This is a genomic window from Paenibacillus sp. JQZ6Y-1 (genome assembly GCF_040719145.1).
GTDB lineage: Bacteria > Bacillota > Bacilli > Paenibacillales > Paenibacillaceae > Saccharibacillus > Saccharibacillus kandeliae.
Genome location: NZ_JBFDUZ010000001.1, coordinates 1,093,820 through 1,119,646, shown reverse-complemented (window position 1 = coordinate 1,119,646; position 25,827 = coordinate 1,093,820). Strand labels below are relative to the sequence as shown.

General features: G+C 48.5%; 24 protein-coding genes. 4 read left to right on the top strand and 20 right to left on the bottom strand.

Annotated features, from left to right (window positions below):
• Positions 1–47: 47 nt before the first annotated feature.
• On the bottom strand, positions 48–476 hold the full coding sequence (locus ABXR35_RS04930; RefSeq protein ID WP_436669347.1) for a sporulation protein: 429 nt from the start codon (positions 474–476) through the stop codon (positions 48–50).
• 686 nt (positions 477–1,162) lie between these two features.
• On the opposite strand from ABXR35_RS04930, the gene ABXR35_RS04925 reads away from it, so the two are divergent.
• The gene (locus ABXR35_RS04925; protein ID WP_367056253.1) at positions 1,163–1,339 is read left to right on the top strand and encodes a YjfB family protein; all 177 of its coding nucleotides are present in this window, start codon (positions 1,163–1,165) and stop codon (positions 1,337–1,339) included.
• Positions 1,340–1,545: 206 nt separating this feature from the next.
• On the opposite strand, the gene ABXR35_RS04920 is transcribed toward ABXR35_RS04925, so the two are convergent.
• The 10 genes from ABXR35_RS04920 to ABXR35_RS04875 form a co-directional block, all read right to left on the bottom strand.
• Positions 1,546–2,025, bottom strand: coding sequence for a HEAT repeat domain-containing protein (locus ABXR35_RS04920; protein ID WP_367056250.1), 480 nt, complete (start codon positions 2,023–2,025; stop codon positions 1,546–1,548).
• 132 nt (positions 2,026–2,157) lie between these two features.
• A complete protein-coding gene (locus ABXR35_RS04915; protein ID WP_367056247.1) occupies positions 2,158–3,354 on the bottom strand; it encodes an acyl-CoA dehydrogenase family protein in 1,197 nt (398 codons plus the stop codon).
• A gap of 43 nt (positions 3,355–3,397) precedes the next feature.
• Entirely contained in the window at positions 3,398–4,066 is a 669-nt protein-coding gene (locus ABXR35_RS04910) for an SGNH/GDSL hydrolase family protein (RefSeq protein ID WP_367056245.1), read from the bottom strand.
• 17 nt (positions 4,067–4,083) lie between these two features.
• Positions 4,084–4,515, bottom strand: coding sequence for an SMI1/KNR4 family protein (locus ABXR35_RS04905; protein ID WP_367056242.1), 432 nt, complete (start codon positions 4,513–4,515; stop codon positions 4,084–4,086).
• 64 nt (positions 4,516–4,579) lie between these two features.
• Positions 4,580–5,011 carry an SMI1/KNR4 family protein gene (locus ABXR35_RS04900; protein ID WP_367056239.1) on the bottom strand — a complete coding sequence of 144 codons (432 nt, stop codon included), beginning with the start codon at positions 5,009–5,011 and terminating at the stop codon, positions 4,580–4,582.
• 187 nt (positions 5,012–5,198) lie between these two features.
• Positions 5,199–5,630: an SMI1/KNR4 family protein gene (locus ABXR35_RS04895; RefSeq protein ID WP_367056237.1), complete on the bottom strand. Its 432-nt coding sequence runs from the start codon at positions 5,628–5,630 to the stop codon at positions 5,199–5,201.
• Positions 5,631–5,905: 275 nt separating this feature from the next.
• A complete protein-coding gene (locus ABXR35_RS04890; protein ID WP_367056234.1) occupies positions 5,906–6,802 on the bottom strand; it encodes an SMP-30/gluconolactonase/LRE family protein in 897 nt (298 codons plus the stop codon).
• A 117-nt stretch (positions 6,803–6,919) separates the two neighbouring features.
• The gene (locus tag ABXR35_RS04885) at positions 6,920–7,579 is read right to left on the bottom strand and encodes an SGNH/GDSL hydrolase family protein (RefSeq protein WP_367056231.1); all 660 of its coding nucleotides are present in this window, start codon (positions 7,577–7,579) and stop codon (positions 6,920–6,922) included.
• 135 nt (positions 7,580–7,714) lie between these two features.
• Entirely contained in the window at positions 7,715–8,491 is a 777-nt protein-coding gene (locus tag ABXR35_RS04880; RefSeq protein ID WP_367056228.1) for an alpha/beta hydrolase, read from the bottom strand.
• Positions 8,492–8,788: 297 nt separating this feature from the next.
• Complete coding sequence (locus tag ABXR35_RS04875) at positions 8,789–9,622, bottom strand: AraC family transcriptional regulator (RefSeq protein WP_367056225.1); 834 nt, start codon at positions 9,620–9,622, stop codon at positions 8,789–8,791.
• Positions 9,623–9,734: 112 nt separating this feature from the next.
• Between ABXR35_RS04875 and ABXR35_RS04870 the strand changes: the two genes are divergently transcribed.
• Positions 9,735–11,762, top strand: a complete 2,028-nt coding sequence (locus tag ABXR35_RS04870; RefSeq protein WP_367056222.1) for a beta-galactosidase — start codon at positions 9,735–9,737, stop codon at positions 11,760–11,762.
• A gap of 178 nt (positions 11,763–11,940) precedes the next feature.
• Here the strand turns inward: ABXR35_RS04870 and ABXR35_RS04865 are convergent, their stop codons facing one another.
• The 3 genes from ABXR35_RS04865 to ABXR35_RS04855 all read right to left on the bottom strand — a co-directional run bounded on the left by ABXR35_RS04865 (position 11,941) and on the right by ABXR35_RS04855 (position 16,153).
• On the bottom strand, positions 11,941–12,936 hold the full coding sequence (locus ABXR35_RS04865; RefSeq protein WP_367056219.1) for an aldo/keto reductase: 996 nt from the start codon (positions 12,934–12,936) through the stop codon (positions 11,941–11,943).
• Positions 12,937–13,112: 176 nt separating this feature from the next.
• The gene (locus ABXR35_RS04860) at positions 13,113–14,621 is read right to left on the bottom strand and encodes a UxaA family hydrolase (protein WP_367056216.1); all 1,509 of its coding nucleotides are present in this window, start codon (positions 14,619–14,621) and stop codon (positions 13,113–13,115) included.
• On the bottom strand, positions 14,618–16,153 hold the full coding sequence (locus tag ABXR35_RS04855; protein ID WP_367056214.1) for a tagaturonate reductase: 1,536 nt from the start codon (positions 16,151–16,153) through the stop codon (positions 14,618–14,620). The genes ABXR35_RS04860 and ABXR35_RS04855 overlap by 4 nt, the downstream gene beginning before the upstream one ends.
• Before the next feature lie 204 nt (positions 16,154–16,357).
• On the opposite strand from ABXR35_RS04855, the gene ABXR35_RS04850 reads away from it, so the two are divergent.
• Both ABXR35_RS04850 and ABXR35_RS04845 read left to right on the top strand, forming a co-directional pair.
• Positions 16,358–17,020 (top strand): SMI1/KNR4 family protein, encoded by a 663-nt coding sequence (locus ABXR35_RS04850; RefSeq protein ID WP_367056211.1) that lies wholly within the window; start codon positions 16,358–16,360, stop codon positions 17,018–17,020.
• Between the two features lie 21 nt (positions 17,021–17,041).
• On the top strand, positions 17,042–17,713 hold the full coding sequence (locus tag ABXR35_RS04845) for a tetratricopeptide repeat protein (RefSeq protein WP_367056209.1): 672 nt from the start codon (positions 17,042–17,044) through the stop codon (positions 17,711–17,713).
• Between the two features lie 151 nt (positions 17,714–17,864).
• Here the strand turns inward: ABXR35_RS04845 and ABXR35_RS04840 are convergent, their stop codons facing one another.
• The 6 genes from ABXR35_RS04840 to ABXR35_RS04815 all read right to left on the bottom strand — a co-directional run bounded on the left by ABXR35_RS04840 (position 17,865) and on the right by ABXR35_RS04815 (position 25,792).
• A complete protein-coding gene (locus tag ABXR35_RS04840) occupies positions 17,865–18,926 on the bottom strand; it encodes a phosphotransferase (protein ID WP_367056206.1) in 1,062 nt (353 codons plus the stop codon).
• Between the two features lie 729 nt (positions 18,927–19,655).
• Positions 19,656–20,195, bottom strand: coding sequence for a (2Fe-2S)-binding protein (locus ABXR35_RS04835; protein WP_367056203.1), 540 nt, complete (start codon positions 20,193–20,195; stop codon positions 19,656–19,658).
• On the bottom strand, positions 20,192–22,525 hold the full coding sequence (gene pucD / locus ABXR35_RS04830; RefSeq protein ID WP_367056201.1) for a xanthine dehydrogenase subunit D: 2,334 nt from the start codon (positions 22,523–22,525) through the stop codon (positions 20,192–20,194). The genes ABXR35_RS04835 and pucD overlap by 4 nt, the downstream gene beginning before the upstream one ends.
• Positions 22,526–22,531: 6 nt before the next feature.
• The gene (locus ABXR35_RS04825) at positions 22,532–23,650 is read right to left on the bottom strand and encodes an FAD binding domain-containing protein (RefSeq protein ID WP_367056198.1); all 1,119 of its coding nucleotides are present in this window, start codon (positions 23,648–23,650) and stop codon (positions 22,532–22,534) included.
• Positions 23,651–23,967: 317 nt separating this feature from the next.
• Positions 23,968–24,687, bottom strand: coding sequence for a nucleotidyltransferase family protein (locus tag ABXR35_RS04820; RefSeq protein WP_367056195.1), 720 nt, complete (start codon positions 24,685–24,687; stop codon positions 23,968–23,970).
• Positions 24,653–25,792 (bottom strand): XdhC family protein, encoded by a 1,140-nt coding sequence (locus ABXR35_RS04815; protein WP_367056193.1) that lies wholly within the window; start codon positions 25,790–25,792, stop codon positions 24,653–24,655. Before ABXR35_RS04815 ends, ABXR35_RS04820 begins: the two co-directional genes overlap by 35 nt.
• Positions 25,793–25,827: the final 35 nt, after the last annotated feature.

Here is a 25,827-nt window from a genome sequence, read left to right as displayed (position 1 = left end):
GTGTTTGATATGAACGGTTCTCATTTTGCTTGCGTCACAGCCTACTATTATTGCACAATAAATTTCACGCGTGTGCCATCTGGATACTCATCCAGCTGATTGCCAACCCACGAACCAGCGCCACGATTGTCTGAAGGAGTCACATAGCGAATATCTGCACCTGTTCCGCCCTCTAAACACATCGCCATTGGCCATTCGTCACGATCATAGCCAGACTTGGTCGGAACCCCTTTTAACGAATCTGCGCGGCGTTCATCTGCTCCAGGACGATCAATCGTGCAAATGGCGGAATGCCCGTCTGCAATTGCATCACGGATATGATCCGCAGTCTCTGGATAACGTGAAGAGGGAAAGTTCAGCGTATAATCATACGCCGCAGCCGCACTTGCCTTATGTACATCATTTGCCCCCTGCAACAGCGCTGGTGTCGTAATGAATACGACCAGCATCATCACCATCATTACCATTTTCTTCATTCGTTGCACATGATCAGCTCGCTCTCTCATAGGAATGGTTCCAAGCGGCACAAACGGATGTAACAATCATGATGGTGAGATTCTGCTGCACTCTATCTGGAATCTGTTCCCATTTTAAACGATGGAATTTCAAATTTAAATCTTTTTATGTAAAAATGTCCAACTTATGGTGTAAACAACAGTATAAAAATAAGGAAAATCCATCCTTTTCTGCTCGAAGAATCAGCTTGAAAAGGAACAATATTTCCATTTAGCGATACATTAGAGCGCTGATTGTACCTCTCTTTTCCAAAAAATTATAGCTGTCTCTCTCTATTTAACATAGAAGTTACATACAATTTTTATATGCTGCATACTCTTCATTTTCATGCTGATGCGTTGTCAGCGGCGGTTCCTACTAGATACGAATCGGTATTCCATCCTTCATCAATAGCATGTAAACAAAAAAGTGCCCCGCCTGGGATAGGGGCGGGGTGTAGGCAATATCTATATTCAAAAGGGGTATGTACGTATCTTAACCGGGCTAGCTGAAATGAAGCTGATTTTAACCTAAAAATTAGCTTAAAAAGATACTTTTTTTGCAGATTCACGATCAACTACGGGGCTTGAATCGTTAATCATTTACAGGACGTTTGCCGATAACAAACGTATGCCCTGTTCAAAGGCAGGAAAGGAGGAATGCACTCATGGATATCGCTTCTTTGTCCACAGCGCTCAGCCAGAGTTCCGTGTCGCAGGCAGTCGGTTTGAAAGTACTGTCCTTGTCCAAAGACATGGCAGAGCAGCAAGGTCAGCAGATGGCCGACATGATTAAACAGGCTCCTCATCCGACACTGGGAGGCTCACTGGATATTCGCGCGTAATGCTGCAATATACCAGCATAACAATAGAAGCTGCTTGTGCCGTCTGCATGATGGTATGACAGACAGCATCTGTTGGCATGTGTCTCTTTCATCGGGAACAAACGAAATAGCCCCTACTCTATGGAGTGGGGCTATTTCGTTTATCATACCGTAATTATTTCTCAAACTGGTAATGGATCTACCGTAGATGATCAAATGTTGTTCATTTATTGCTCTTGCAGCGCTTGGATTGCCGATTGACCAAAATCAGGATCGGTTTGCAGCTGTTCCAGTGCCTCTCTTGCCTGCGGTATATGACGATGATATCGCAGCAGCGCAAAAGCTGCTGAACGAACCAAAATATACTCCTCACTCTGCACAATCGAGATTGCCAGCTGAATATCCTTAGGCTCGGCGTCCATTGCACCTAGCGCTTCTAGCATCGCAATTTGTACATATTCTTCATCCTGCTCATGCTGCCAGTGATCATGCACAGTCGTGCGAATCAACGGCTTGGATGATTCGTCACTGTACAAACCAAGCACTTTCCAAATCTCGATCCGCAGAATATCATCGCTCTCTGTATCTTGTACTGTAGGCAGCAGTTGTTCTATTTCGTCTAACGATAAAGAAGAATCAATACGTAACAATTCCTGTAAACGCTCATCGGTATTCCATTCCGACCAGTTCTGTAAACGTTGGGACATCTCCATCACCTTCCATACATGGATTGGATGATTCTATACATCGGGATACAGTTCGATCTCGTTAACATCTAGTTAGGCGTTGTCACCAATAACATGAGTATAGACGCAACTGTTATATGGTGAGCAGCTAGATTATGATTCATTACCCGATTCTAGCTCAGCCAGTGCAGTACGCGCCATCGTCTGAATAACTGCATCCTCCATTGGCGGATTATGCAGTCCAGCACGTACATCGCGGTATAGTCGCTCTAGCGGTAGATTTTTGGATAGAGCTGCCCCACCGACGATTTTCATCGCCTTGTCCACCACCTGATTCGCTAGATGTACCGCATTGTATTTGACCAGCCCCACATCTGGACGCAGGTAACGACGCTGCTCTGGCTCGCGATCCCAGCGATCCGCCACATCATACAGCAGCGTCCGCGCTAGGCGTAGCTCGCTCTCGATCTGACCGATCCACTGACGAATATGCGGTAATGTGGCAATCGGCTCATTCAGACTATTCGGCGTATAGTGGGCAGCATAGTTTAGCGCAAAGTCACGCGCAGCATAAGCGATGCCAAGATAACATGCCGGAATATGCAGCATTGTGCCATCGCCGTCGTCATTCACTTTTTTGGATACGCCGGGAATGTACGTCGTCAACAGTTGACGATCTGGGACAAATACATCTTGCAGCACGACATCATGACTGCCTGTCGCCCGCATACCGAGTGTATTCCACGTCTCATCGACGGTAATGCCTTCGCGTGAACGAATCAGAAAATCGCCCACCTCCGCTTGTCCATCTATCCCAGCACTAACGATAAAATCCGTCAGCAGTGGACTCAGCGTGCTGTACGTTTTGCGACCGTTTAGCAACCAGCCACCTTCAGTACGTACGGCTGTCGTTTCTGGACGACCGCCGCGCGTTGGACTTCCCGTGGCACGCTCACTGGCGAATTTGTTGATCATATTCCCATGCGCTACAACATCACGACAAAATTCGGAAAAAGTCGGATCTGGCCAATCGCCCGCTTCACGGAAATGGAGCATCATATGACCGTGCCAACCCGCACTAAGCGCTGTAGACCCGTCGCCACAGGCAATACGCTCCTGTATGATCAACCATTCGTACAGCGATAAGCCGTCGCCGCCATAATCACGACTGACGGTTAACTTGGGATAGCCTGCCCGTTTCAGATCATCAAAATTGTCAAACGGAAAGGAGCCTTCCGCATCGTGCTTGGCTGCACGTTCGGCAAATTTCACTGCTAATTGATCTGCCCACGCTGCCCAATAGGCTTCGCGCTCATTGCGAATAAATGTATCAATGGCTTTGCCAGTCATATTTCATTCCTCCCTCATGCCTATCCACTCTTGTATATACCCATTACACCAATGTTTTTAAAAATCCACTTAACCGCTCCGCTAAGCGTTGATGCCCTGCTTGATTGGGATGCAGCCCATCCGGTATGCCTTGCTCGCCTGTGAAGTACATCTGACGATGCACGGGCAACAAAGGCTGAACCCCTGCAATTTTCCACAGATCACAGCAAGGCAGCGAATAATGCGCAGCCACTTCTCGCACGGCTTCGGCGTAATCACCATATGTTCTTCCTGTAACCGAATTAGGTAAATGCTCGGGCACTGCATCACTTGAGCCATGTGGCGGAGTTACAAAAACGATCAGTTTACTCGGATAAGAGGTAATAAAAAACTCAGCAATATATTTTAACGCTCCGTAAAAGGTATCGGTTTGTTGTGGATCACTATTTATATCGCCAAAATCACCAGTTCCCATGGAAAAATCGTTACGTCCTCCCATGAAAAACAGAATATCCGCCTCATCATTCAATTGATCCAAACGCTCGCACATCGGTTCATGCCCACCACTGGTGACACTACTTCCCGAAATGCCATGATTATCAACCTGCGCAAACCCCAGCTGTTCTCCAACCAGTTCTGGATAGGCGCGCTCTCCCGCTTGCAGCCCATAGCCGAATGTAATGCTATCGCCAAGAAATACTGCTTTTTTGCCTTGATAAAAATCCGTGTTCATCCATCTTCCTCTTTTCTTTATTCGGAGTCATCAATTTCCGTCTTCAATCGCCACCAGAAGTGCTCAAATGAATCGGCAACTGGCACCAATTCCTTTTCATCCATCAACCAGATATAAATCTCACCATAATCCGAGCCTTTCCGTAGGGAGATTAAAAAGCTATTTCCTCCTTGATCATAAGCAAAGGGAAACAAATACTCTAGCTCTGGAAAACATTCTAATAGATCGGCATACAATTGTTCAGCTGGCCGTTTCCCATATCGAATCTCATTAAAGCCGCCAAAGCCAAGCCGCCCCCGCTCCATCCATTCATCCGATAAATATCCACCATTATATTGCAAAAAGTGCTGACGATAAGCAGGTGGAAATACGTTTCCAAGCTGCTGCTCCAGTGCATCCAAATCATGTTTGGTCAATGCTTGCTCACATTGTTCAATCGTAAACATCATCAGTGATCATACACTCCTTTGCTTATGTAGGTTCGTTTATCTATATATCAGTTTCCTCTTTTCTTTATTCAGAGTCATCAATTTCCGTCTTCAATCGCCACCAGAAGTGCTCAAATGAATCAGCAACTGGCACGAATTCCTTTTCTTCCATTATCCAAACATAAATCTCACCATAATCCGAGCCTTCCCGTAGAGAGATCAAAAAGCAATTCCCTCCCTGATCATATGCAAATGGAAACAAATATATTAGCTCTGGGAAGTCTTCCAGCAGATCAGCATACAATTGTTCAGCAGGCCATTTCCCATAGCGAATCGCATTAAAGCCGCCAAAATAAAGCTGCTCCCGCTCCATCCATTCGTCCGATAAATACCCACCATTATATTGTAGAACGTGCTGACGGTACGCGGGCGGAAATACCTTTCCAAGCTGCTGTTCCAGCGCATCCAGATCGTGTTCAGTCAATGCTTGCTCACATTCTTCAATTGTAAACATCATCAGTAATCATACACTCCTTTCCCTATGTAAGTTCGCTTATCTACAGCTTATCTATACCACTCTCATGTATTATATCAGCTTTCTTATGCTCTCCCGCTTGAAGCCCATACCCTAATGGAATACTATCGCCAAAAAACACCGATTTTTTGCCTTCATGAACATGTGTACGCATCCATCTTTCTTTTCTTTATTCGGATTCATCAATTTCCGTCTGCAATCGCCACCAGAAGTGCTCAAATGAATCAGCAACTGGTACCAACTCCTTTTCATCCATCATCCAAATATAAATCTCACCATAATCCGAGCCATCCCGTAGAGAGATCAAAAAGCAATCCCCTCCCTGATCATATGCAAATGGAAACAAATACTCTAGCTCTGGAAAACACTTCAATAGATCAGCATACAATTGTTCGGCTGGTAATTCCCCATATCGAATTTCGTTAAAGCCACCAAAGCCAAGCTGTCCCCGCTCCATCCATTCGTACGATAAATATCCACCGTTATATTGCAAAACGTGCTGACGGTAAGCAGGCGGAAATACCTTTCCAAGCTGCTGCTCCAGCGTATCCAGATCATGTTCGGTCAATGCTTGCTCACATTCTTCAATTGTAAACATCATCAGTGATCATCCCCTCCTTTGCATATGTAGGTTCGCTTGTCTACTGCTTATTTATACCACTATCGTGTATTATATCAGCTTCCTCATATTGAGTGGTACTACCGTAACATACGAAGACCGCAGCTCCCAACATTGGGGCTACGGTCTCGATTCATGCACAGCTATGCGAAAACGATAAACATAGATCAGAGAGGAATACAGTGAATATTTTATCCCTACCTGTCTTCATCTTCGTTCGGTTCAAAAACCATACAGTTACATGTACATGGTATAGACTACTGATCTCTCCAAGATGCCTCTTGACCGAGATTGTATGCGATCGTTGCAGTACCTCTCACATCGGGCTTCACTTGGAACAAACTACCAGCATGCGGCTCGTCAGCATTACCGTCTCCTCGTGCGGTCGTAATATACAGTGTATCCAGATCAGGTCCGCCAAATACACACGATGTCACAGAGGAAGCAGGCACCTCCACTTTGCCAATAATCTCACCACTGGATGGGTTCACGCGTGTGACTTGATTGCCACCCCAACGCGCTACCCATAACATTCCTTCGGCATCAATCGTCATACCATCGGGATAGCCATCACTATCATCCAGCTTTACAACGGCACGACCATCGGCAATATCACCTGTATCCAGATCATAGTCAAATGCGGTGATTGTCAATGTAGGCGTATCGATATAATACAGCGTACGACCATCACTGCTCCATGCTAATCCGTTGGAAGTGGACACCTCATCCAGCAGCAGACGCACATTACCCTGCTGATCCATACTATAGAAGGCTCCCTGCTTTTCCTCACCCTGTAAACTCATTGTGCCTGCCAGCAGTCGACCGACTGGATCGCATTTGCCATCGTTAAAGCGATTGCCGGGGCGCCCCTCCTCTGGATCATGGATTAGCGTTTTGGTGCCAGAAGCCAGCTCAATCCGGTACAATCCGCTTTCCAAGGCAGCAATGACTTCACCGGGGATATACGGCACCACTGCACCGATATGTTCTCCTACTTCCAGTACATCGTCATGACCCGTAGCAGGATCGTATTGATGCAAAATAAAGCCTTCAATATCGACCCATAGCAGCTTGCCGCTCTGGGCATCCCATGATGGACCCTCGCCCAACTTGGCGCGTGCATCCAGTACAAGTTCCGCTTGATATGTCTTCATGCCATTCCTCCTTGACCGTATATAGGATGATATTATGGACAGTACATGAGAGCATTGTACTATTCGAACAACGCATGTTGAACGATACGCTGTATGGTGCGCGATATAGCGCACGTATTATTGACCGCGGCTCCAATCGTAATCGACAGCTTTCAAAAAGGCGCGCGCCAAAATCATATGACCTTTGGTATTCGGGTGTACATGATCCCAACCATGTGATAAAGAGGCAGGGTAGATATGCTGACCAACCGCATCAAAGGCAGCCTGCGTATCCACAACCGGTACACCAGCTTCCGCACCAATACGTTTCACAGCCTCACCGTAGACATCCATGGTGGCGCGCATCGGGTCTTCTACTGTTGTGCTCAGATAGTATGGAGTCAGCAATACCAAGCCTTTAACTTTGGGTATGGTCTGTTCGACTAGTCTGCGCAGTGTCTGCTCGTATTCTTCCAAATATACATGCTCTGACGGATTCGCAGGACGGTCAAACTGACGCCATACATCGTTAATACCAATCATAATGGATACCCAGTCTGGGGAATGCGCAAACACGTCTTCTTGCCAGCGTGCTTCGAGATCGCGTACACGGTCCCCGCTTGTTCCGGTATTTAGCACTCGCAGATTATATTCTGGGTATGCTGCTAGCAGCAGTGCCTCTACCAGAGCGACATAGCCATCTCCAATCGCCCAATGCTCGCCTACTGGACGAGCACGTCCGCAGTCCGTGACAGAATCACCAATCATTAACAGTACGTCATTTTTCTCGATTTTCATCTCTTCCAGCTCCTTTACATATAGAACTGCTTCCAGACGAAGCAGTTTGTCTAGATGATCGAAAGATCATACATAGAGGTAATGTACGTATTTCATTACAAAAAAAGGAAACCCTATAATCAAGCGTACGTTGTCTTACCAGCCCTGACGATGCAGCCAAGCAATACAGCGCTCTGTCCAATCGCCCATGACCGGATGATCAAGCGCCAGTCCTGCACCATGACCACCATGCTCATACACATGCAGCTCAAACGGAACTCCATGCTCCTCCAATGCCAGCGCCATCCGTAGACTGTTTTGGACAGGCACCAGATCATCGTCGGATGTGTGCCATATAAAGGTCGGTGGTGTCAGCGACGTCACCTGCTGCTCCGCACTGGCACCAGTAACGATCTCTATCGGCGCATCGGGACCAATCAGCGATAACCGCGAGCCTTCATGACCGTAGTCATTCATCGTAATAACGGGATAGCACAGGATCATCAGATCGGGGCGCGAACTGACCTCACGATGCAGACTATTCAGTAGCTTGGTCTCCTGCTTCGTAAATACAGTGCCTGTCATCGCTGCCAAATGACCACCTGCGGAAAAGCCCAGAATCCCGATACGTGATGGATCAATCCCATATTCAGCAGCATTGGCACGTACATGGCGAATCGCTGCTTGCCCGTCTTCTAGCGGGGTACGACGGTGTCGCGGAGATAACCGATATTGCAGTACAAAGGCTGAGATATGATTGGCATTCAGCCATTCTGCTACCGGTCCACCTTCATGATCTGCACGACATTCATACCCGCCACCGGGCAGCACAATGACCGCACTGCGAGCATCTGGCACCAGATACGGCTGCAAATACGGACGTTCTCCCTGATCATCCACAACAGATGAATCGTGAATCCAAATGTTCTCCATCGTATGTATAGCCTCCATTCTATGCAACTAGACAAGCCCCGACATAGGAGCCGGGGCAGCCGTATTCTCCAAACGTTTACATTGTAAGCGCTTTAGAGAATGGATTCAATCCTAAATGTACAGAAGACGGATAACAGCAGGTACACACCGGAATCGTTTTGGACACAATTGTTAGCTGACTCCCTACCATTCTGTTCCTGCTCCTGATGCGGTACCTATATTCATTTGATGATTGATTTTATCTCATCACGTCCACAGAATGGATTCCTCTGATGGATCAAACAAAAGCCGCAGCGATCAATACAGATTGCGGAACTGCTCTGGTGTTACGCCTTCCAGACGACGGAATGTAGCGACAAAGTGACTGGAATCGCGGAATCCAACCTGACCGGATACTTCTTTAATCGTCATACGTGGATACAGGGTCATCAGTTCTTTCGCTTTGCGCAGGCGCAACAGAATAAAATAGGCATATGCCGTCATGCCGAATGTTTGACGGAATAAAGTATTCAGATGACGTGCACTGACTCCAACCTGAAGCGCCATATCCTCTAGACCGATATTCGGATCATCATAATGGGCTTCCATAAAGCTCATTAACGGTGCCAGACGCTCTACAGTATGCGATAGCGATGGCAGATTGTTCACACGACCATGTTTTTTGAGCAGTGTCAGAAAGCGATATAAATCGGCACTGGTATCCAAGCCAGACAAATCGCGATTGCTACGAATCTCACCCAGCAGATTGCCAGCAAAGAATTCGAGTTCGCAATCCCGATCCCACTCGTAATAGGCAGAATGGGACAAACCAAATGTAGAGAGCAGCGCCAGCGATTGTGGACCACCGAATGTCACATACGTCGTCTCCCAAATCCCACTAATCGGACGATAGCTGTGTGCGTCGCGCGGAGCAAGCAATACCCCGGAACCAGCTCTGACATTGTAGCGTGCACCACCGAATGTAAATTCACCTTCGCCACGTACCGTTTGCAGCCAATGATAGCACGGATACCCGTCTGGACGATCAATCGCTTCTTGATCGGTATTCTCCCCAATGCTCTCCATATGAATCGGCAGTTGCAGGTCCTTCAGCTCGCTAAAAAAGCGGCGATGTGGATTGGTAACGTACATGATCATTCACATCCTATATCCGTATTTTTATATCAGAGAAGCATTATCTTATATTTTACAAGGTTTTGTTATGGTTTAACATAGAATTATTCTTATACAAGGAGTGACAACATTGATCAGCAGCAAACTTCCCAAAATCTTTTATGGCGGCGACTACAATCCCGAACAATGGGATCACCAGACTCATCTTGAAGATCTGGAGCTGTTTCAACAGGCCGGAATCGACATTGCAACTTTAAACGTGTTTTCATGGGCGCGCAATCAGCCAGATGAGCTTACATACCAGTTTGAATGGCTGGACGATATGATCAACAGCCTTTATGAAAACGGTATCTTCACCTGTCTGGCAACAAGCACTGGTGCGCATCCGGCATGGATGGCGACTCGTTATCCCGATATTCTGCGTACCGATAAGGATGGACGCAAGCGTAAATTCGGCGGACGCCATAATTCCTGTCCGAATAGCCCGACGTATCGTACCTATTCGACGGAGATTGCTCGCCGTCTAGCAGAGCGCTACCGTGAGCATCCGGCAGTTATCGTCTGGCATATTTCCAACGAGTATGGCGGCGAATGCTATTGCGACAATTGCGAAAAGGCATTTCGCGTCTGGCTGAAGCAGCGCTACGGGACGATTGAAGCCGTCAACCAAGCATGGAATACCGGCTTCTGGGGTCATACCTTTTACGATTGGGACGAGATCGTTGTACCGGACAATCGCAGTGAGGAATGGGGTGATAACAATTCCAGCTTTCAAGGTATTTCGCTTGATTACGCTCGCTTCAATTCCGACAGTATGCTGGACTGCTACCGTCTGGAATACGATGCTATCCGCTCCGCTATTCCAGATGCGCTCATTACAACGAACCTGATGGGCTTTTACAAGCCGCTGGATTATTTCAAATGGGCTAAGTATATGGACATCGTCTCTTGGGATAACTATCCGGGTCTGAAAACGCCTATTAGCTTTACCGCACTCGCTCATGATCTGATGCGCGGCATCAAGAACGGTGAGCCATTCATGCTGATGGAGCAGACGCCAAGCCAGCAAAACTGGCAGCCGTATAACTCACTCAAGCGTCCGGGCGTCATGCGACTGTGGAGTTATCAGGCGGTTGCCCACGGCGCCGATACAGTCATGTTCTTCCAGCTGCGTCGCTCGGTTGGAGCATGCGAGAAATTCCACGGCGCTGTGATCGAGCACGTCGGGCATGGCAATACTCGCGTGTTTCGTGAAACCAGTTCACTTGGTCACGAGCTGCAACATCTCGGTGAACAGCTGCTGGATTCGCGTATCGAAGCCAAAGTAGCGATTCTGTTCGACTGGGAAAACTGGTGGGCGGTTGAGAAGTCCAGCGGGCCGACCGTTGCCCTGAACTACGTCGAGCAGATTCATAAGTATTATAAAGCGTTTTACGACCGCAATGTGCAGGTGGATATCGTCGGCGTTGATGCCGATCTGAGCCATTATGAACTGGTCATCGCGCCTGTACTGTATATGGTCAAGCCGGGCCTTGCAGCCAAGCTGGAGCATTTTACGGAACAGGGCGGCACCTTCGTCACCACCTTCTTTAGCGGGATTGTCAACGAGAATGATCTCGTGACACTCGGCGGCTATCCGGGCGAGCTACGCAAGCTGCTGGGCATCTGGGTCGAAGAGATTGATGCGCTTCTGCCAACAATGCACAACTCCATCGTACTCAAGGATCAGCTCGGTTCGCTGCAAGGTAGCTATTCCTGCGGCATGCTGTGCGATCTGCTGCATACAGAAGGTGCCGAGGTGCTGGCAGAATACGGCGATGACTTTTACAAAGGCATGCCAGTGCTGACGCGTAACACATTCGGTCGGGGTGAAGCATGGTATATCGCTTCTGATGGTGAAGAATCATTCATCGCTGGTCTGATGGAGCATCTGTCAGAACAGAAGCAGATCCAGCCGGTATTGGATACGCCAGCGGGTGTAGAAGCCGGTCGTCGGATCAAGGATGGTCAAGCGTTCCTGTTCTTGCTGAATCACAACGCCGAAGCGGCCACCGTGGAGCTAAACTCCACAACAACCGTCAATATGTTGGATGATCAGCCGGTGGATTCCTCCATTGAAATCCTGGGTCACGGAACAGTGATTTTAGCTGTAAAATAATGCCATACATCACTATCCATATTGTAACATGAAAATAGCGATACGTAAATGTAGAAAAACACATTTTACGTATCGCTATTTTTGTCGAATTTGCTCAAATAAACCATGATTTCGTGACATTTATCAAAATGATGTCGAGTGCCGTATTCTCATATCTGATATATCCTCGTATGCCTTATTAATCAAAAGGGCTTCCCTTCCAGCTCACCGAACGATTGCCATTCAGTACATCTACTGTCCAATGCCCGGTCGGCCAGCTCTCTCCTTGAATCGGTCGCAGCAATTCCAGCACTTCTGTTAGCAACACTTCATTTAGCGGCTGCGAAGCATATGCCAGATTGGCAGCCAATTCCTCGGAGCTTGCCGTTCCTACAATGGTTGTCGCCAGTCGCGGATTGGATAGCGCATACTGGACAGCGAGTTGAGGCAGACTGCTACCGTGTTCTGCACAATGTATAGCAGCCTGCTGACATAACCGACGTACCGTTTCCGAAGCGGGATGCCACGATGCTGGTCCTTTGTCAGACAGCAATCCCATCGATAGCGGAGCAGCATTCATTATACCTACACCACGCTGCTCCAATAGCGGCAGCAATTGCGCTAGCGTCGAATCATGTAATGTATAATGACAGTACGATAGGATTACATCCAAATCCGTATGCTCCAGCACCATTCGGTATCCGTCAAGGGGCAGACACGATACGCCATAATAGCGAATGATGCCTTCCTGCTTGAGCTGTTGCAGCGCTGGAATACCTTCTTCCAACACGGTATGCAAGTCGCCAAATTCAATATCGTGCAGCAGTACAATATCCGCATAATCGGTACCCAGACGCTCTAGACTCTCATGCACACTGCGTAGGATTCGTTGATGGGAAAAGTCAAATTCCTGATCACCATAACGACCCGCCTTGGTGCACAATACATACCGATCACGCGCGATACCATGCAGTGCCTGTCCCAGCATTTGCTCCGAACGGGTAATGCCATAATATGGCGAGGTATCGACCAGATTGATCCCTTGATCCAGCGCTTCATGGACCATCCTTACACCCTGCTGCTCGTCCACATGACCGTATACCTGACCCAGCGGAGCGGCTCCCAGACTGAGCGGTGACAGCTCCAATCCTGTTTTGCCCAACGGACGCCGTTTTATCATTGCTTCAACGGGCATACATTTGCTCCCTTCGGTTTGTACCTGTGAGATGCTGCTTCAGATTTCCTTTTATTTATTACCTGCTGGCTTCTGTATGAGAGATGGTTACATAGGGATCATTTTGATTTTCCCATTTCCATCCTCATTCACATCCACTACCTTCACTTCCATATTTTAAAATGAAGTCTTGAATTTTACAATATAACGCCATCTTTAAAAATGGCAATTTCGCGGAATCCGTGACGCTCGCTGTTCGTCTGGCGGCGACCAGAAGCCAGCTCTACAATCTGTTCCAGCAGATCAAGCGCCACCTGCTCCATCTCACGACCTTCCAGCAATTGTCCCGCATTGTAATCGATCCAATGCTTTTTACGATTGGCAAGATCAGATTGAGTAGCGATCTTCACCGTTGGCACTGGACCACCAAATGGCGTACCGCGCCCCGTTGTGAATAGCACGATATGCGCGCCAGCTGCTGACAATGCGGTAACAGAGACGAGATCATTGCCTGGTGCTTCCACAATATTCAGCCCCGGACGATGCACACGCTGACCATATCGCAGCACATCCACCACCTGCGAATGACCACCCTTTTGAGTACAGCCAAGTGATTTTTCTTCCAGTGTAGTAATACCGCCTGCCTTGTTGCCAGGGGATGGATTCTCGTAAATATTTTGCCCGTGGTTGACAAAATACTGCTTGAAGCCGTTGATCAGCTCTACCATCTGCCCGAAAATATGATCATCCGACGAGCGATTCATCAAAATCGTCTCTGCGCCGAACATCTCAGGCACCTCCGTTAGAATCGCGGTGCCACCTGCGGATACGAGCAGATCCGCTACTTCACCGACGAGTGGGTTCGCAGTAATACCGGATAGTCCATCCGAACCTCCACATTTTAGACCGATCTTTAATTTGGACAAAGGTAAGGGCTGACGTTGCTCCTGCTCTGCCTGCGATACCAATTCTTCCAAATACCCCATGCCCGCTTCCATCTCATCATCTTCCTCTTGGGCTTTCAGATAGCGGATTTTGCCAGCATATTCCGGTGGAATACCAGCAGCGAAGGACTCGATCTGGTTATTTTCACAGCCCAGACCGATAACCAGCACACCAGCCGCATTTGGATGTAAAACGAGCGAGGTAAGCAATTGACGCGTGTACTCTAGATCATCGCCCAGCTGCGAGCAGCCAAACGGATGTGGGAAATGATACACACCATCTACACGACCAGCCATCTGCATATGGGCAGTGCGGGCAAGTGCTTCACAAATTTTGTTAATGCAGCCGACCGTATTAATAATCCAGATTTCATTGCGAATACCGGCTTCGCCATTCGGTCGCAAATAGCCGTCAAACTGCTGCAAATGTGCTGGAATGCTTCGTGGCTGCCAGCTATGCTCTGGCTGATATTCGTAATCGAGCGTACCAGACAGACCGGTATGCAGATTGTGACTGTGAATCCATTGTCCCGGTTTAATATCAGCGGTCGCCTTGCCAATGGAAAAGCCATATTTGATCACATCTTGCCCAGACGGAATCGGATGCACCGCTACTTTGTGACCGCGCGGCACGGAATCGGTTATAGTGAGCACCTGTCCATTGTCTAATAGCAGCGTATCGCCCGGCTCCATATCCCGCAATGCAATTACAACATCATCCTGTTTTTGAATAGCAATATAATCGCGAATCATTGTATTCATGACCATTGCGCCCCCATATGATTAAGATTAAATGTAATTTGCTCCGCCAACCCCGGAATCTGTGTCAAATCCTCCTGCCAGATCACGGTATCGCTCAATATTTGTAAGACCACATCTTGCGTATTGACCTGACAATCCTGCTCTGTTACTGGATGGCTGGACTGCCAATAGGAAGATAATCGTTGCAACCACTCTGGATTGTCGCGGATTTCCAGCGGTTGACCTTCCAATGTCAGACTGCGGAAGGAGGTCTGCCCGCTCTGCTCCACCGGTTGCACCTTATACAGCAGCAGCAATGCGGATAAACTCCGTACGATCTGCTGTGGCAATTGCTGTTGTTTTTCTGTATACGCTTTCAGTATTGGTAATAGACGCGCCTGACATTTACTCAAGCTATTCATGGCAATATCCAGCAGCCGATGCTCTAGATACGGATTATAAAATCGTTCAAATGTCTCGTCCGCATACCGCTGCAATTCTTCCGACGGTAATCCCAACGATGGAATCACTTCCTCAGCGATGGTCTGCTTCACCCAACTGCCAAGCTGCTCGTCCTCCATCAATTGACGCACCGTGCTCTTGCCATACAACAGACCGACCGGCATCATCAAGGTATGCGCACCGTTCAGAATGTGCACCTTGCGCTGACGATACGGCGCGAGATCTTGCACCCATTTTACATTCAACCCAGATTGTACGAACGGCAGACGCTGATCCAATGAAGCATCCCCCTGAATGACCCAAATATAATACGGCTCCGCCGAGGTCAAAAACTGATCCTCATACCCCCAGCTATTGGTGAGACGTGCATATTCATTCGGCTCCGGCATCCCCGTGACAATACGATCCACCAAATTGTTCAAAAATAGCTGATGCTGCTCTACCCATTCGCAAAAGTCTTCGCCAAAGCCGAATTCGCGCGCGTAGCGTAGCACAAAGCTTTTGAGTAGATCGCCGTTATTCTCTACCAACTCGCATGGCAGAATCATCAAGCCTCGCTTCGGATCAGCGCCAAACTTCTCAAATCGTCGCTGCAAAAAGACCGTCAATCGCGCTGGAAAATTCACAATGTGCTGCCCGGGCACATATTCCAGCTCCACATATGTTAACCCTGCCTCTGTCGTATTGGACACGACCACATCCAGCGATTCCAATTCTGCAAGCTGCAAAAAGCTTTCCCACTCCTCATATGGATTCACATAATCGCGGAATACAGAAATTAGCTGACGCTTTTCCACCTTTTCGCCATGCTGTAATCCTTGTTGCAATAAAGTGTAGAGACCTTCCTGATTCGCCATCTTTTCCAGTCGATGTGCGCCACGCGGAGTAGCGGGCGTTAAAACGACGCTGCCGTGATACTTGCCGCTGGCATTCATCTCGTGAATCATCCAGTCCACAAACCCACGCAGGAAATTGCCATCGCCAATCTGCAATATTTTGAGCGGCTGCTGCCGGATCACTTCATGCTGGCGCCGTTCGTTCTCGCCCGTTAGATGGGAACGCAGTAGCGGCTGTGTTTTGCTCATTGTCATGGATTACCCTCCGTTGAATGGTATAAGGTTCGTTACTATGTTGTTTTCAATAATGTTAACGTGAACATTTTATAACAAAAGCATTTCTTGCCACATATTGTAACATCATTTACACTAAAATGGTGTAAAAAAACTACATAATTTTAAAAAGAGATCATGTACGCCGATGGTTGTACCGATAGGAGCAAAGAAGGGGGCTTATCCATGACAACAGAGCCAGAATACATTCATTATGTCCGTACGCATATTGATGATATATATAACGATCTACACTCACGCGTGTTATTCTTGACGGTTGCTGATGGTATTCCCGCTGATATGCTGGGAAGTAATGAAGGCATTCCTGAATCGCTGTTGGAGGATGACGATTGGGCTGTTTGGAAGCCAGTGCCCTCTTCGATCTCTGTGACACAAGTGAATCAGTTAGAACAGGAGTATCGATTACAGCTTCCTCCATTATACCGAGCTTTTCTACAGGCATATCATCTGCTGGAATGGCAGTTTCCAAACGTTGAATCAAATGGGGACATGTCAGCAAGCTGCAACTCCTTTCTGTTCCCCTCCTTGGCTACCAACCGCGGTTTGTCGGCTATACGAGAGCTAATGGAGCAATGGCGTGAGTTGATCGAGGCGGGATATATCCCATTTGCCATTGGCGAAGATGGACAAGGGGTCGTCTGTTTTGATACAGAACAGCGCGATGAACATGGAGATTGCCACATTGTGTGGATTACATGGGATGCGCTGCCGGAACGAAATGATGAATCGGTATCCCTACGTGCGCAATGGGAACCTCATATGGAGCCGCTTTTCCTTTCTTTTGAAAAGATGTGGGATACGGTTGTTCGCAAGCGTATACGGAAGTGAATGTGAATATGGAGGAGTACGATGAGTAAAATTTTTATCTTTTCCATTCTGTGGTGGCTACTCGGCAATCCGTTTCTAGCGCTGATTGTGATGCTTGTGATCATTTATGTGCTGGATCGTCGGTTTGTCGGCATTTTCCCTAGCTTTGTGAAACCACTCAAACGCATGAGCCGAATTCGAGCCTTACGTCGGCAAGCAGACAACAGTCCAAGTGATATGTCGGCGCGTTATGACCTAGCACGCCTGCTGCTGGAACGTCGCCGGTATGGGGAAGCTCGGCAATGGCTAGAGCAAATACGTCATGCGTATGAGGATTCTGCCGAGTATTGGGATGATCTCGGCACAGCATTACTGCATACGGGTGATGCAACAACTGGAGAACAGTATATCTTAAAAGCACTAGAGCTGAATCCTAGAGTGAAATATGGTGAGCCGTATCTGCGACTGGCGAGTCACTACGCACGTCATGATCAGCAAAAGGCACTACAGGTACTGGAACAATTCCGTAATATTCAATCCTCCTCGTGCCGCGCTTACTATATGCTTGGTCAGTTGGATCGCTCATTAGGACGTGAGCAGGAAGCCAAGCAATCGTTCCGCGAAGCGGTTAATGTCTACCGTTCCCTACCCAAATACAAAAAGCGCAGCGAACGCGGGTGGGCAATCCGCAGCTGGCTACGCAGTCTGGTGTGATATTGTTTTTAAGCGTTATGATCTTATGTATTATGTTTTCCTATGTTAGGATTGGATACTACGATACAATCATTCTGTTCCATTCCAAGCACCAGTATCCAATCGATAAAAAAAGAGGTGGGCATCTGTAGTATGCCCACCTCTTTGCTTTTTAATTCGTATCCTCATATCCAAAAATCCGGCGGCTGACTGCTTTGAGCAGAGGACCGCTTTGTTTATACCAATTCAAGCCCTCATCCAGTCGCTTCGCTTGCGAAATGACTACATCCGCCTGATCAATGCCTTCAAAGTATCGACTCAAGAAGTGCATAAATACATCCATCCGCCGCAGCAGAATGAGTAGCGGCAAGCGCACCGCCTCCGCTTCTGTTAGCCGAACGACAGAGGCATAGCCTTTGAGAAAAGCCGTACACCGACGTTCGTCACCGGCACTCCATTCCATGCTGGTCAGCATATCAGACAGACACACCGCTGGTTCCATTGCACGAAGATCTCGTGTAACAAATTCAAAATCAAGAATCGCTGTAATCTGTCCATCTTCCGCTTGCAGCATATTCGACGCATTCAGATCGCCGTGAATGAGCTGATGCGGCAGAGAAGCGAGTCGGGCAATACGCACCAGCTGTTCGCCAAGACGCTCACCGATTCGGTTCAATGTCTCACGAATACAAGCAAAGTCCTCTGGTGGATTGGCGCAAAAGGCTTCCAATCTGCCCGGACTACATAACGGATACGATTGACCAAGACGATAATACGGCGGATACACTGGATGCAGATCAATATCGATCTGCGACAGTGCTGCTGACAAGCGTCCTGCCGTTTTACCAAATTGAAATAGCTGTTCATCGGTTACCAGCTCTGGATTGCTTCCATCCATATAGTGAAATAAAGCCGCCAGACGACCACCTTGCTCGCCGGGCTGCTGATTCGGTTCAGCTACATAGATGGTGTTGCCATTCTGATCGCGCACCGGCTTGGGAATCGCCAGATCGGTCAGTACTTCCGGCAGTGTAAACAGCACCTCATGCTCATACCGTACCTTGTCCGGTTCCCGATGCGTTTCATAGCGGCGCAGCACATAACGCTGTGAGGCATGATCAATAAACATTGTTGTGTTGTTCATGCCGCCTTTGCCTTCAACCATATGCCAATTCCCTGATGGGAAATAGTGATCTGCTAGTTGTTCCATATCATTCATTGCTTCGCGTTCCAAAGATTCCCCTCCTTGTTGCCTTTCATCTTGCGGGTATAGGGAAGGGAAATGCCGGATGGCGAGGTACTGCCTGTGCCATCCAGTCGTGTTACAGGTCAGATTTCAATCGTATGCCATGATTCCAGCAGCCTGCTTGCGCTCCCCCAGCCGCTTGTATGGTGACAGATTGCACATCCAATCTGTAGTGTTTATGATACGTCCTATTTGACAATTCAGACAAAAAAGGACGTTCCCCTTTTCCTTCATCCAGCTATTCAGCCTGTTCCGGTAAGTATTCGCCGAAAGCACCGCCGCTTCCTGCCATATATGCAAAATCCGGTCATGCGCCCTCGTACTGATTTTGGCTGTCGATACGTTAAACAGAAGAATCAGTCGGCGCCAAAGCTATATGATACCACGAACCGACGGCTGTGAACACTTTTTCATGGTGAAGCAGAAAAGATAATCGTTAGATGCTGGATACGACATGCTATTGTACGACTGTATCTATATCTAGATCGGTATATGACTGCCCCGTCATAACAGTTAGGATCAAAAAGAAAAGCACCGATTGAGGGGATTTGCCGATGATATAGGGACTGAATCGTCCTTCCATCGTCAGTGGTGCCTCACGGTGCTTAGATCTATTACGTGTATCCATCCTATAGCAACATACAAATTCATTACTTCCTATAACATTTCAGCAGAAAAGTGAATGTGTCATTGTAGCATTATGAAAGAAGAAGTGGATTATTTACTCCCTGTTTGCAGGGCATCAGCTGCCGAGGATACGGTGGGAATCTGACGACTGCATTTGTCCGCTGCGCTCTCCACCGCCCGCAAAATGCCGCCATAGCCAGTACAACGACACAGATTGCCGCACAATCCTTCTTTGACCTGCTGCTCATCTGGCTGCGGATAGCGATGTAGCAAGGCGGTCGTAGAGATGATCATGCCAGGCGTACAGTATCCACATTGAAATCCGCCTTCTTCTAAAAAAGCTTCCTGCACTGGATGCAGTTCCTGCGGCGATGCTCCATGCAATCCTTCAATCGTCGTGATCTCCGCTCCGCTGCACTGATATGCCATCGTCAGACACGAGTTGACTGGTTCGCCATCTATCAGTACCATACACGCACCACAGCGTCCAATTTCGCAGGATACTTTGGTACCAGTTAGATCCAGATCGGCGCGTAAAATATCTAGTAGACGGCGCGACGGGTTCACTGTCAATTGTTGCGTTTCTCCATTAATGACTGCTGTCCAATTCATATCCGTTGTTTTTGTCATGTGCTGACTCCTTCCTGCTGACGCATACGAACCGGCTGAATCAATTGCTCGCGCGGTACTGGCAAATGATTGACCCAGATGCCCACCGCCTGCCGAATTGCCGCTGTGATTGCTGGTGCAAGTGCAACCGAACCGATCTCACCAATCCCGCGCGGACCGAATGGATCATTGTCCGGCAAATCCTCAATTACTTCTACTTCCAGCGAGCTGTGCATATCCTGAATAGTTGGAATTATATAGGTATCCATATTTTTCGTCATATAATGCCCATCTTGCATCAGCGCATCCTCGGTTAATGTAAAGCCAAGCGCCATCACGCTACCGCCTTCAATCTGCCCGATAAACCCCATCGGATTGATGACTGGTCCAGCGGCAACGGTATGGTACGTATCCAACAGCTTGACATTGCCGGTTAGCGTATTCACTTCCACCTCAGCAGCTACACCCGCATACGTATATAGAAAATGTCCGCCAACCACTTCGTCCGGTGTAGTCGGATACGAAAATTCGGTGTCAAACATCAATTCTTCCGATGTACTCGTCGCTACAATTTCCCGATAGTTCAGCACAAATTCCGCATCTGATGATAACGGGGTTCCTTTGTAAGTTGTCTGAACCTGCCCTGCTGCTTGTCGCCAGATTCCCTGCGGTCCAGTTGTTAATTGTTCCAGCGGTACGCCGGTCAACTCGTGCGCTTTGTACAGAATCGTCTCCAAAAAAGGGACCTTCAAGCGCTGTAATGCCATCCACGCCATCGTAGTCGAGCGAGACGCAGTACTGGAACCGCTATGCGGCACTTTGTCTGTATCACCGATCACGATATGAATATCGGATGATTGGCATTGAAACAGATCGATCAGCATGATCTCCATAGTAGCGATCAAGCCTTGTCCAAATTCCTCATAACTAAAGGCAACTTCGATCTGACCATCTGCATTGAGACTTAGCCGTCCGCCTGCGGGATCGTCGATACCGTAACCAAGCCCAGCTCCGTGCATCGCCAAGGCAGCCCCAATTCCACGTTTGATCCACGGTGGCTGCTGATCGTTATCCAGCTTCAGCTGACTGCGGCGTTGCCACAGCTTGGAATGCTCCAACGTCTCCATAACTTGCTCTAATCCATTCGTTTCCCAGATTTGCTGTTGCAAAGGTCCAGGATCGGTGGAGTGACGGCGGTTCAATTCTCGAAATTCCCACGGGTCCATCTGAATCAGCTCTGCTAGTCGATCCATCTGCCCTTCCATCGCAAAGATCGCCTGATTGCCACCAAAGCCGCGGAATTCACCGGAGACTCCATTGTTCGTATAGACCGACACACCTTCTACATCCACATGCTCAATCCGGTAAGGTCCCATACAATGCTCTGTGGCAAAATTCAGCACGGGTGCTCCCAGCGTAGCATATGCCCCTGTATCGGCAACGATGCGAACCCGATGCGCCAGTACATGACCATGTTCATCCATTCCCGTCTCCATCTCAATCTTCATCGGATGACGCTTCAAGCCCGCGCGTACCGATTCCTTGCGCGAGTTGTGCATTTTGACTGGACGTCCACTTTTCAGTGCAAGCAATGAACCGTAAGGCTGCACATTCAACTCATCTTTACCGCCAAAGGAACCACCGATGGGACTGGAAATAACACGAATACGCTCCTCTTCCCAATCGAGAATGCGAGCAATCTGCATCCGATCCTTGTATCCATGCTGGGTCGGTGCATAGACGGTCAGTCTGCCATCCGGTTCCGGTATGAACAAACCACCTTCCGTTTCCATATACGCGTGCATCTGACGCGGTGTGCTGTATTCCTGTTTAACCACATATGCGCAGCGCTTCAATGCCGTATCGGTATCACCATATTTGACAGCGGTGCGATGCAGCACATTACCTTGCGGATGCAGACGCGGCGCAGACTCCTCCAAGGCACGCAGTGGATCGGTCAGCGTCTCCAGCACCTCGTATTCAACAGCAATCAGGGATAGAGCATGCTCGGCAATATCCGGTGATTCCGCTGCTATTGCCGCGATAGCATCACCGATATAACGCACCCGGTCTTCGCATAGCGCAGGCTGATCCGGTGTGGCGATGCCAAAGCGATTTAAGCCTGGCACATCATGGTGCGTAATGACAGCAATCACACCCGGATACTGCTCCGCTGCCGATGTATCGAGCGATACAATGCGTGCATGTGGATGTTCACTGCGCAGCACACGTCCATATAACATATGTTCAGCGGTCATATCGGTCAGATAACGCAGCTCGCCTGTGACCTTTTCTTTGCCGTCCCGGCGTTTACGCCAGCGTTCCCCGCTATTCTCACGATTCAGCAGCATAAACGGTTACCCCCTTTTCTCCATTGCCTGAATACTTTCCCACAGTCCTGCTGCCAGCAGATTGCCAGCGCTGCGCTGACGGTACGTATCTGCTGCAAAGGGATCGCTATAGCTGACAAACTCCGCTGTAACCATCTCTGCCAGTGACGTAGTAATAGATGGATCATACACTTGACCTTCCAGCCATTGCTCACATGTATACAATCGCATGCCTAAACCGGAGCCACCACCTGCCGCCATACGCACATGCAGCAAGCGTCCATCCTCCCCCATCCATGCTCGAAATGCTACCGTGACAAGCGATGGCGTAAACGCTTCGCGTCGTCCTAACTTGCGGAAAAAGCCTAGTTCCTGCCATGTATCTCCGTACGAATCGCTCCAACGCTGCACACTTGCACTATCCTGCATACCGCCAGCAGACAGCATGTGCATCTCATCACGCTGTAATCTGATGAATGGATCGTGACTCATATCATGTTGCATTTCATTCCATCGCGCTTTAGCAGTCGATCCATTCTCCAAATGAAAATCATCTATATTGGCAACGATATCTGTTGCCGCAGATACAGGTTCTTTTGGAATATGAATACCGAGCAATACCGCCTGTGTATGTTTCTGACCAGTCCGTAGTTGCTCCATCCAATCAACGGCTGGCTGTTCCTGTATACCTTGCGCTTGCTCCGAATCTGCCCATACCAGTATCGCATGATGTACAAGCAATGCTGGCAGTGCGTCCCCTACAGCGGACGCAATATTACCACCGATGGTCGCCAAATGACGGATCGAGGGTGCGGCGATATGCTTGCAGGCACTATACAAAACAGGTGCATATCGTTCTACTTGTTCATGAATACCGACTTGTTTTAGCGATGCCAGTGCTCCGATCCATAGGCTATCGGTATGCTCCTGAATGTCAGCGATGCCGGGCAAAGTATCCAATCGAATCATATGCTGTGGAAAAGCAGCCACTCCATTTTCCCATTGCGTACGCAGCAATGTGCCACCTGCTACGTATACCGCCGCTGCTCCATAGGTTTGTTTTAACTGTACTGCTTCTGCGGCATCTGTCGGTTCCCACACAATTGGTCCGCGATTCGCCGCTTCCTCTCTCTGCTGTATGCTCATGATGACACCTCCGTATGGCTCCCATTTTTGAATATTGAACCTATATTATCGGAGAGTGTTTTTCATGTCAACTAAATTGACTTTAGTTTGTAGAAAATATAAATATGATCGGTTATTTTTGTTTCTCTATACTATTTTTGATGCTTATACGACAATAATCATTACTTATCAATCTATATATACAAAAGAATAACGCTTCAATACTATTCATCATGTTGCCTACTAAATATATATGTAATATTTAATAACACAAAAAAGTCTGAATATACGTATTCCAGACTTTTCAGCGGTTTTGACTATCAAGTTTGAATTCCATGTTAATTTGCTTCATCTGATCGCCGTTTATCCGCAGTAGATTGCGTTTCCAGATGAAGGCGGATTTGGGCTAACGCTTCTGGTGTGTCCGCATCCCAAAATGCGTAAGCAGGCAGCTGGATAACAGCACCATGCAAATGCTCGGAAGACAGCAGCTTGCGTGCGCCCTGATCGCCTTGCAATTGCTCCAATTGTTGCCAAGCAGAGGGGGAAAATACAATCGGAGGCATCGCCGTTTTGCCATCGGAAGCAGCTACATAATCAAGCTGCGGCTGCTTGATCGCATACTGCGTGAGCTGATGTAGATGCTCCGCTGCAATCAATGGCTGATCTGCCAGCATAATCAGGACATGCGAAGCTCCTATGCTGGATATATGCTGCATCCCTGTACGAATCGAGTACGACATGCCTTGCTCCGCTTGTTCACAGACGACAATTTGCAAACGTCCGCCGCTCTGTTGTTGCCATTGCTGACATTCGGCAATCCAATCTGCGGATGAATAAGGTGCCAATACAATCACAACGAAGTCTATCGATTCCTTCGCCATGATTGCCGACAGTACAGTACCACCTATAGTGATTGGACGCACAGGATCAACATGAGCTGCCGTTTGCGGAACTGTAGAGGATGAGTCGTTCTGTAATACCAAAGGCAGGGAAAGTTTATCCCTGCCCATGCGACTACTTTTACCAGCTGCCAGTACGAGTGCGGCGATGCTCATGAACATCAACCTCCCTGTTGCGGCTCCGCTTATCCCGTTTCACAGCAATCAGCTCGGCGGCGATACTAATAGCAATCTCGTCCGGTCCGTCAGCACCAATCGACAATCCGACCGGCGAATGCACATTCGGATACTCCGGCAATCCATCGAATAATCGACGCGTTCGTTCCGATGAACCCATAATACCGAGATACGCATAGGAACAGCCCTGCAACAATTCCACCCATTCGCGTTCACGCAGGAAATTATGACTCATCAGTAAGATATAATCGCCTTGTGCTGGCTGTATATGCTTCATCAGGCTTTGTGGAAAACCAGTCACACATTGCGCCCCCGGAAAACGCTCCGATGTGCACAGCGCTTCCCGCCAATCACCAATTACGACGTCAAATCCAGAGGATTGCGCCAGCATACTAACCATACGCGAATCATCACCTGCTCCGATTAACACCAAACGCGGCTTGGGGCGATAGGTGCGTACAAACACATACTGCCCCGCAGCAGGATCGCTTTGTACCGTTTGCCCTTTCGCGTTCCACTCTGCATCAGTATGGGAATAGCCCTGTACCAATACAAGGGGTGCTGGTGTAGACAATAGTGAAGCTCCACTGCGTTCGGATTGAAGTGTAGATTGCTGGTGTTCCATCTTACTCGCTCCATGCCCTTCCGCCAGCAATTCGTAGTCCACCTGTGCACCTTGACGGTGAAATCGACGTGTCAGCATCACGACTTCGCCTCGTCCCAGATGGTCATTCATGGACAACAAGACCTCTCGCAATGTACCACGTACTGGCTCCAGTAAGATGTGCAGCAATCCGCCGCAGCCGATATTTTCGCCCCAAGATAGATCGTCTTTGGGACGCATATCATAATCGACGATACAGACGCCTTCCTCATTCCACGCCTGCTCCACGCGTGCGCATAGATCCTCTTCCAGACAGCCCGGACTGATCGTGCCGTAATGACGACCATCCTCGGTTAGGATCATGGAGACGCCCTCCTTGCGGTACGCATGCCCTTCCACATGTACCACCGTCGCAAGAACAGTACGGATATGGCGTTGCTCCTCACTCATTGCTGCTGTACACAGATCTTTCATATCCATCGTCTCCAGCCCCTTTCCGGTTATCGTTGTCTTTT

What these genes read in the sequence shown, in the direction of transcription:
- ABXR35_RS04930 (WP_436669347.1), bottom strand. Translation starts at nt 476, where the DNA reads ATGAAGAAAATGGTAATGATGGTGATGATGCTGGTCGTATTCATTACG.
- ABXR35_RS04925 (WP_367056253.1), top strand. Translation starts at nt 1,163, where the DNA reads ATGGATATCGCTTCTTTGTCCACAGCGCTCAGCCAGAGTTCCGTGTCG.
- ABXR35_RS04920 (WP_367056250.1), bottom strand. Translation starts at nt 2,025, where the DNA reads ATGTCCCAACGTTTACAGAACTGGTCGGAATGGAATACCGATGAGCGT.
- ABXR35_RS04915 (WP_367056247.1), bottom strand. Translation starts at nt 3,354, where the DNA reads ATGACTGGCAAAGCCATTGATACATTTATTCGCAATGAGCGCGAAGCC.
- ABXR35_RS04910 (WP_367056245.1), bottom strand. Translation starts at nt 4,066, where the DNA reads ATGAACACGGATTTTTATCAAGGCAAAAAAGCAGTATTTCTTGGCGAT.
- ABXR35_RS04905 (WP_367056242.1), bottom strand. Translation starts at nt 4,515, where the DNA reads ATGATGTTTACGATTGAACAATGTGAGCAAGCATTGACCAAACATGAT.
- ABXR35_RS04900 (WP_367056239.1), bottom strand. Translation starts at nt 5,011, where the DNA reads ATGATGTTTACAATTGAAGAATGTGAGCAAGCATTGACTGAACACGAT.
- ABXR35_RS04895 (WP_367056237.1), bottom strand. Translation starts at nt 5,630, where the DNA reads ATGATGTTTACAATTGAAGAATGTGAGCAAGCATTGACCGAACATGAT.
- ABXR35_RS04890 (WP_367056234.1), bottom strand. Translation starts at nt 6,802, where the DNA reads ATGAAGACATATCAAGCGGAACTTGTACTGGATGCACGCGCCAAGTTG.
- ABXR35_RS04885 (WP_367056231.1), bottom strand. Translation starts at nt 7,579, where the DNA reads ATGAAAATCGAGAAAAATGACGTACTGTTAATGATTGGTGATTCTGTC.
- ABXR35_RS04880 (WP_367056228.1), bottom strand. Translation starts at nt 8,491, where the DNA reads ATGGAGAACATTTGGATTCACGATTCATCTGTTGTGGATGATCAGGGA.
- ABXR35_RS04875 (WP_367056225.1), bottom strand. Translation starts at nt 9,622, where the DNA reads ATGTACGTTACCAATCCACATCGCCGCTTTTTTAGCGAGCTGAAGGAC.
- ABXR35_RS04865 (WP_367056219.1), bottom strand. Translation starts at nt 12,936, where the DNA reads ATGCCCGTTGAAGCAATGATAAAACGGCGTCCGTTGGGCAAAACAGGA.
- ABXR35_RS04860 (WP_367056216.1), bottom strand. Translation starts at nt 14,621, where the DNA reads ATGAATACAATGATTCGCGATTATATTGCTATTCAAAAACAGGATGAT.
- ABXR35_RS04855 (WP_367056214.1), bottom strand. Translation starts at nt 16,153, where the DNA reads ATGACAATGAGCAAAACACAGCCGCTACTGCGTTCCCATCTAACGGGC.
- ABXR35_RS04850 (WP_367056211.1), top strand. Translation starts at nt 16,358, where the DNA reads ATGACAACAGAGCCAGAATACATTCATTATGTCCGTACGCATATTGAT.
- ABXR35_RS04845 (WP_367056209.1), top strand. Translation starts at nt 17,042, where the DNA reads ATGAGTAAAATTTTTATCTTTTCCATTCTGTGGTGGCTACTCGGCAAT.
- ABXR35_RS04835 (WP_367056203.1), bottom strand. Translation starts at nt 20,195, where the DNA reads ATGACAAAAACAACGGATATGAATTGGACAGCAGTCATTAATGGAGAA.
- pucD (WP_367056201.1), bottom strand. Translation starts at nt 22,525, where the DNA reads ATGCTGCTGAATCGTGAGAATAGCGGGGAACGCTGGCGTAAACGCCGG.
- ABXR35_RS04825 (WP_367056198.1), bottom strand. Translation starts at nt 23,650, where the DNA reads ATGAGCATACAGCAGAGAGAGGAAGCGGCGAATCGCGGACCAATTGTG.
- ABXR35_RS04820 (WP_367056195.1), bottom strand. Translation starts at nt 24,687, where the DNA reads ATGAGCATCGCCGCACTCGTACTGGCAGCTGGTAAAAGTAGTCGCATG.
- ABXR35_RS04815 (WP_367056193.1), bottom strand. Translation starts at nt 25,792, where the DNA reads ATGGATATGAAAGATCTGTGTACAGCAGCAATGAGTGAGGAGCAACGC.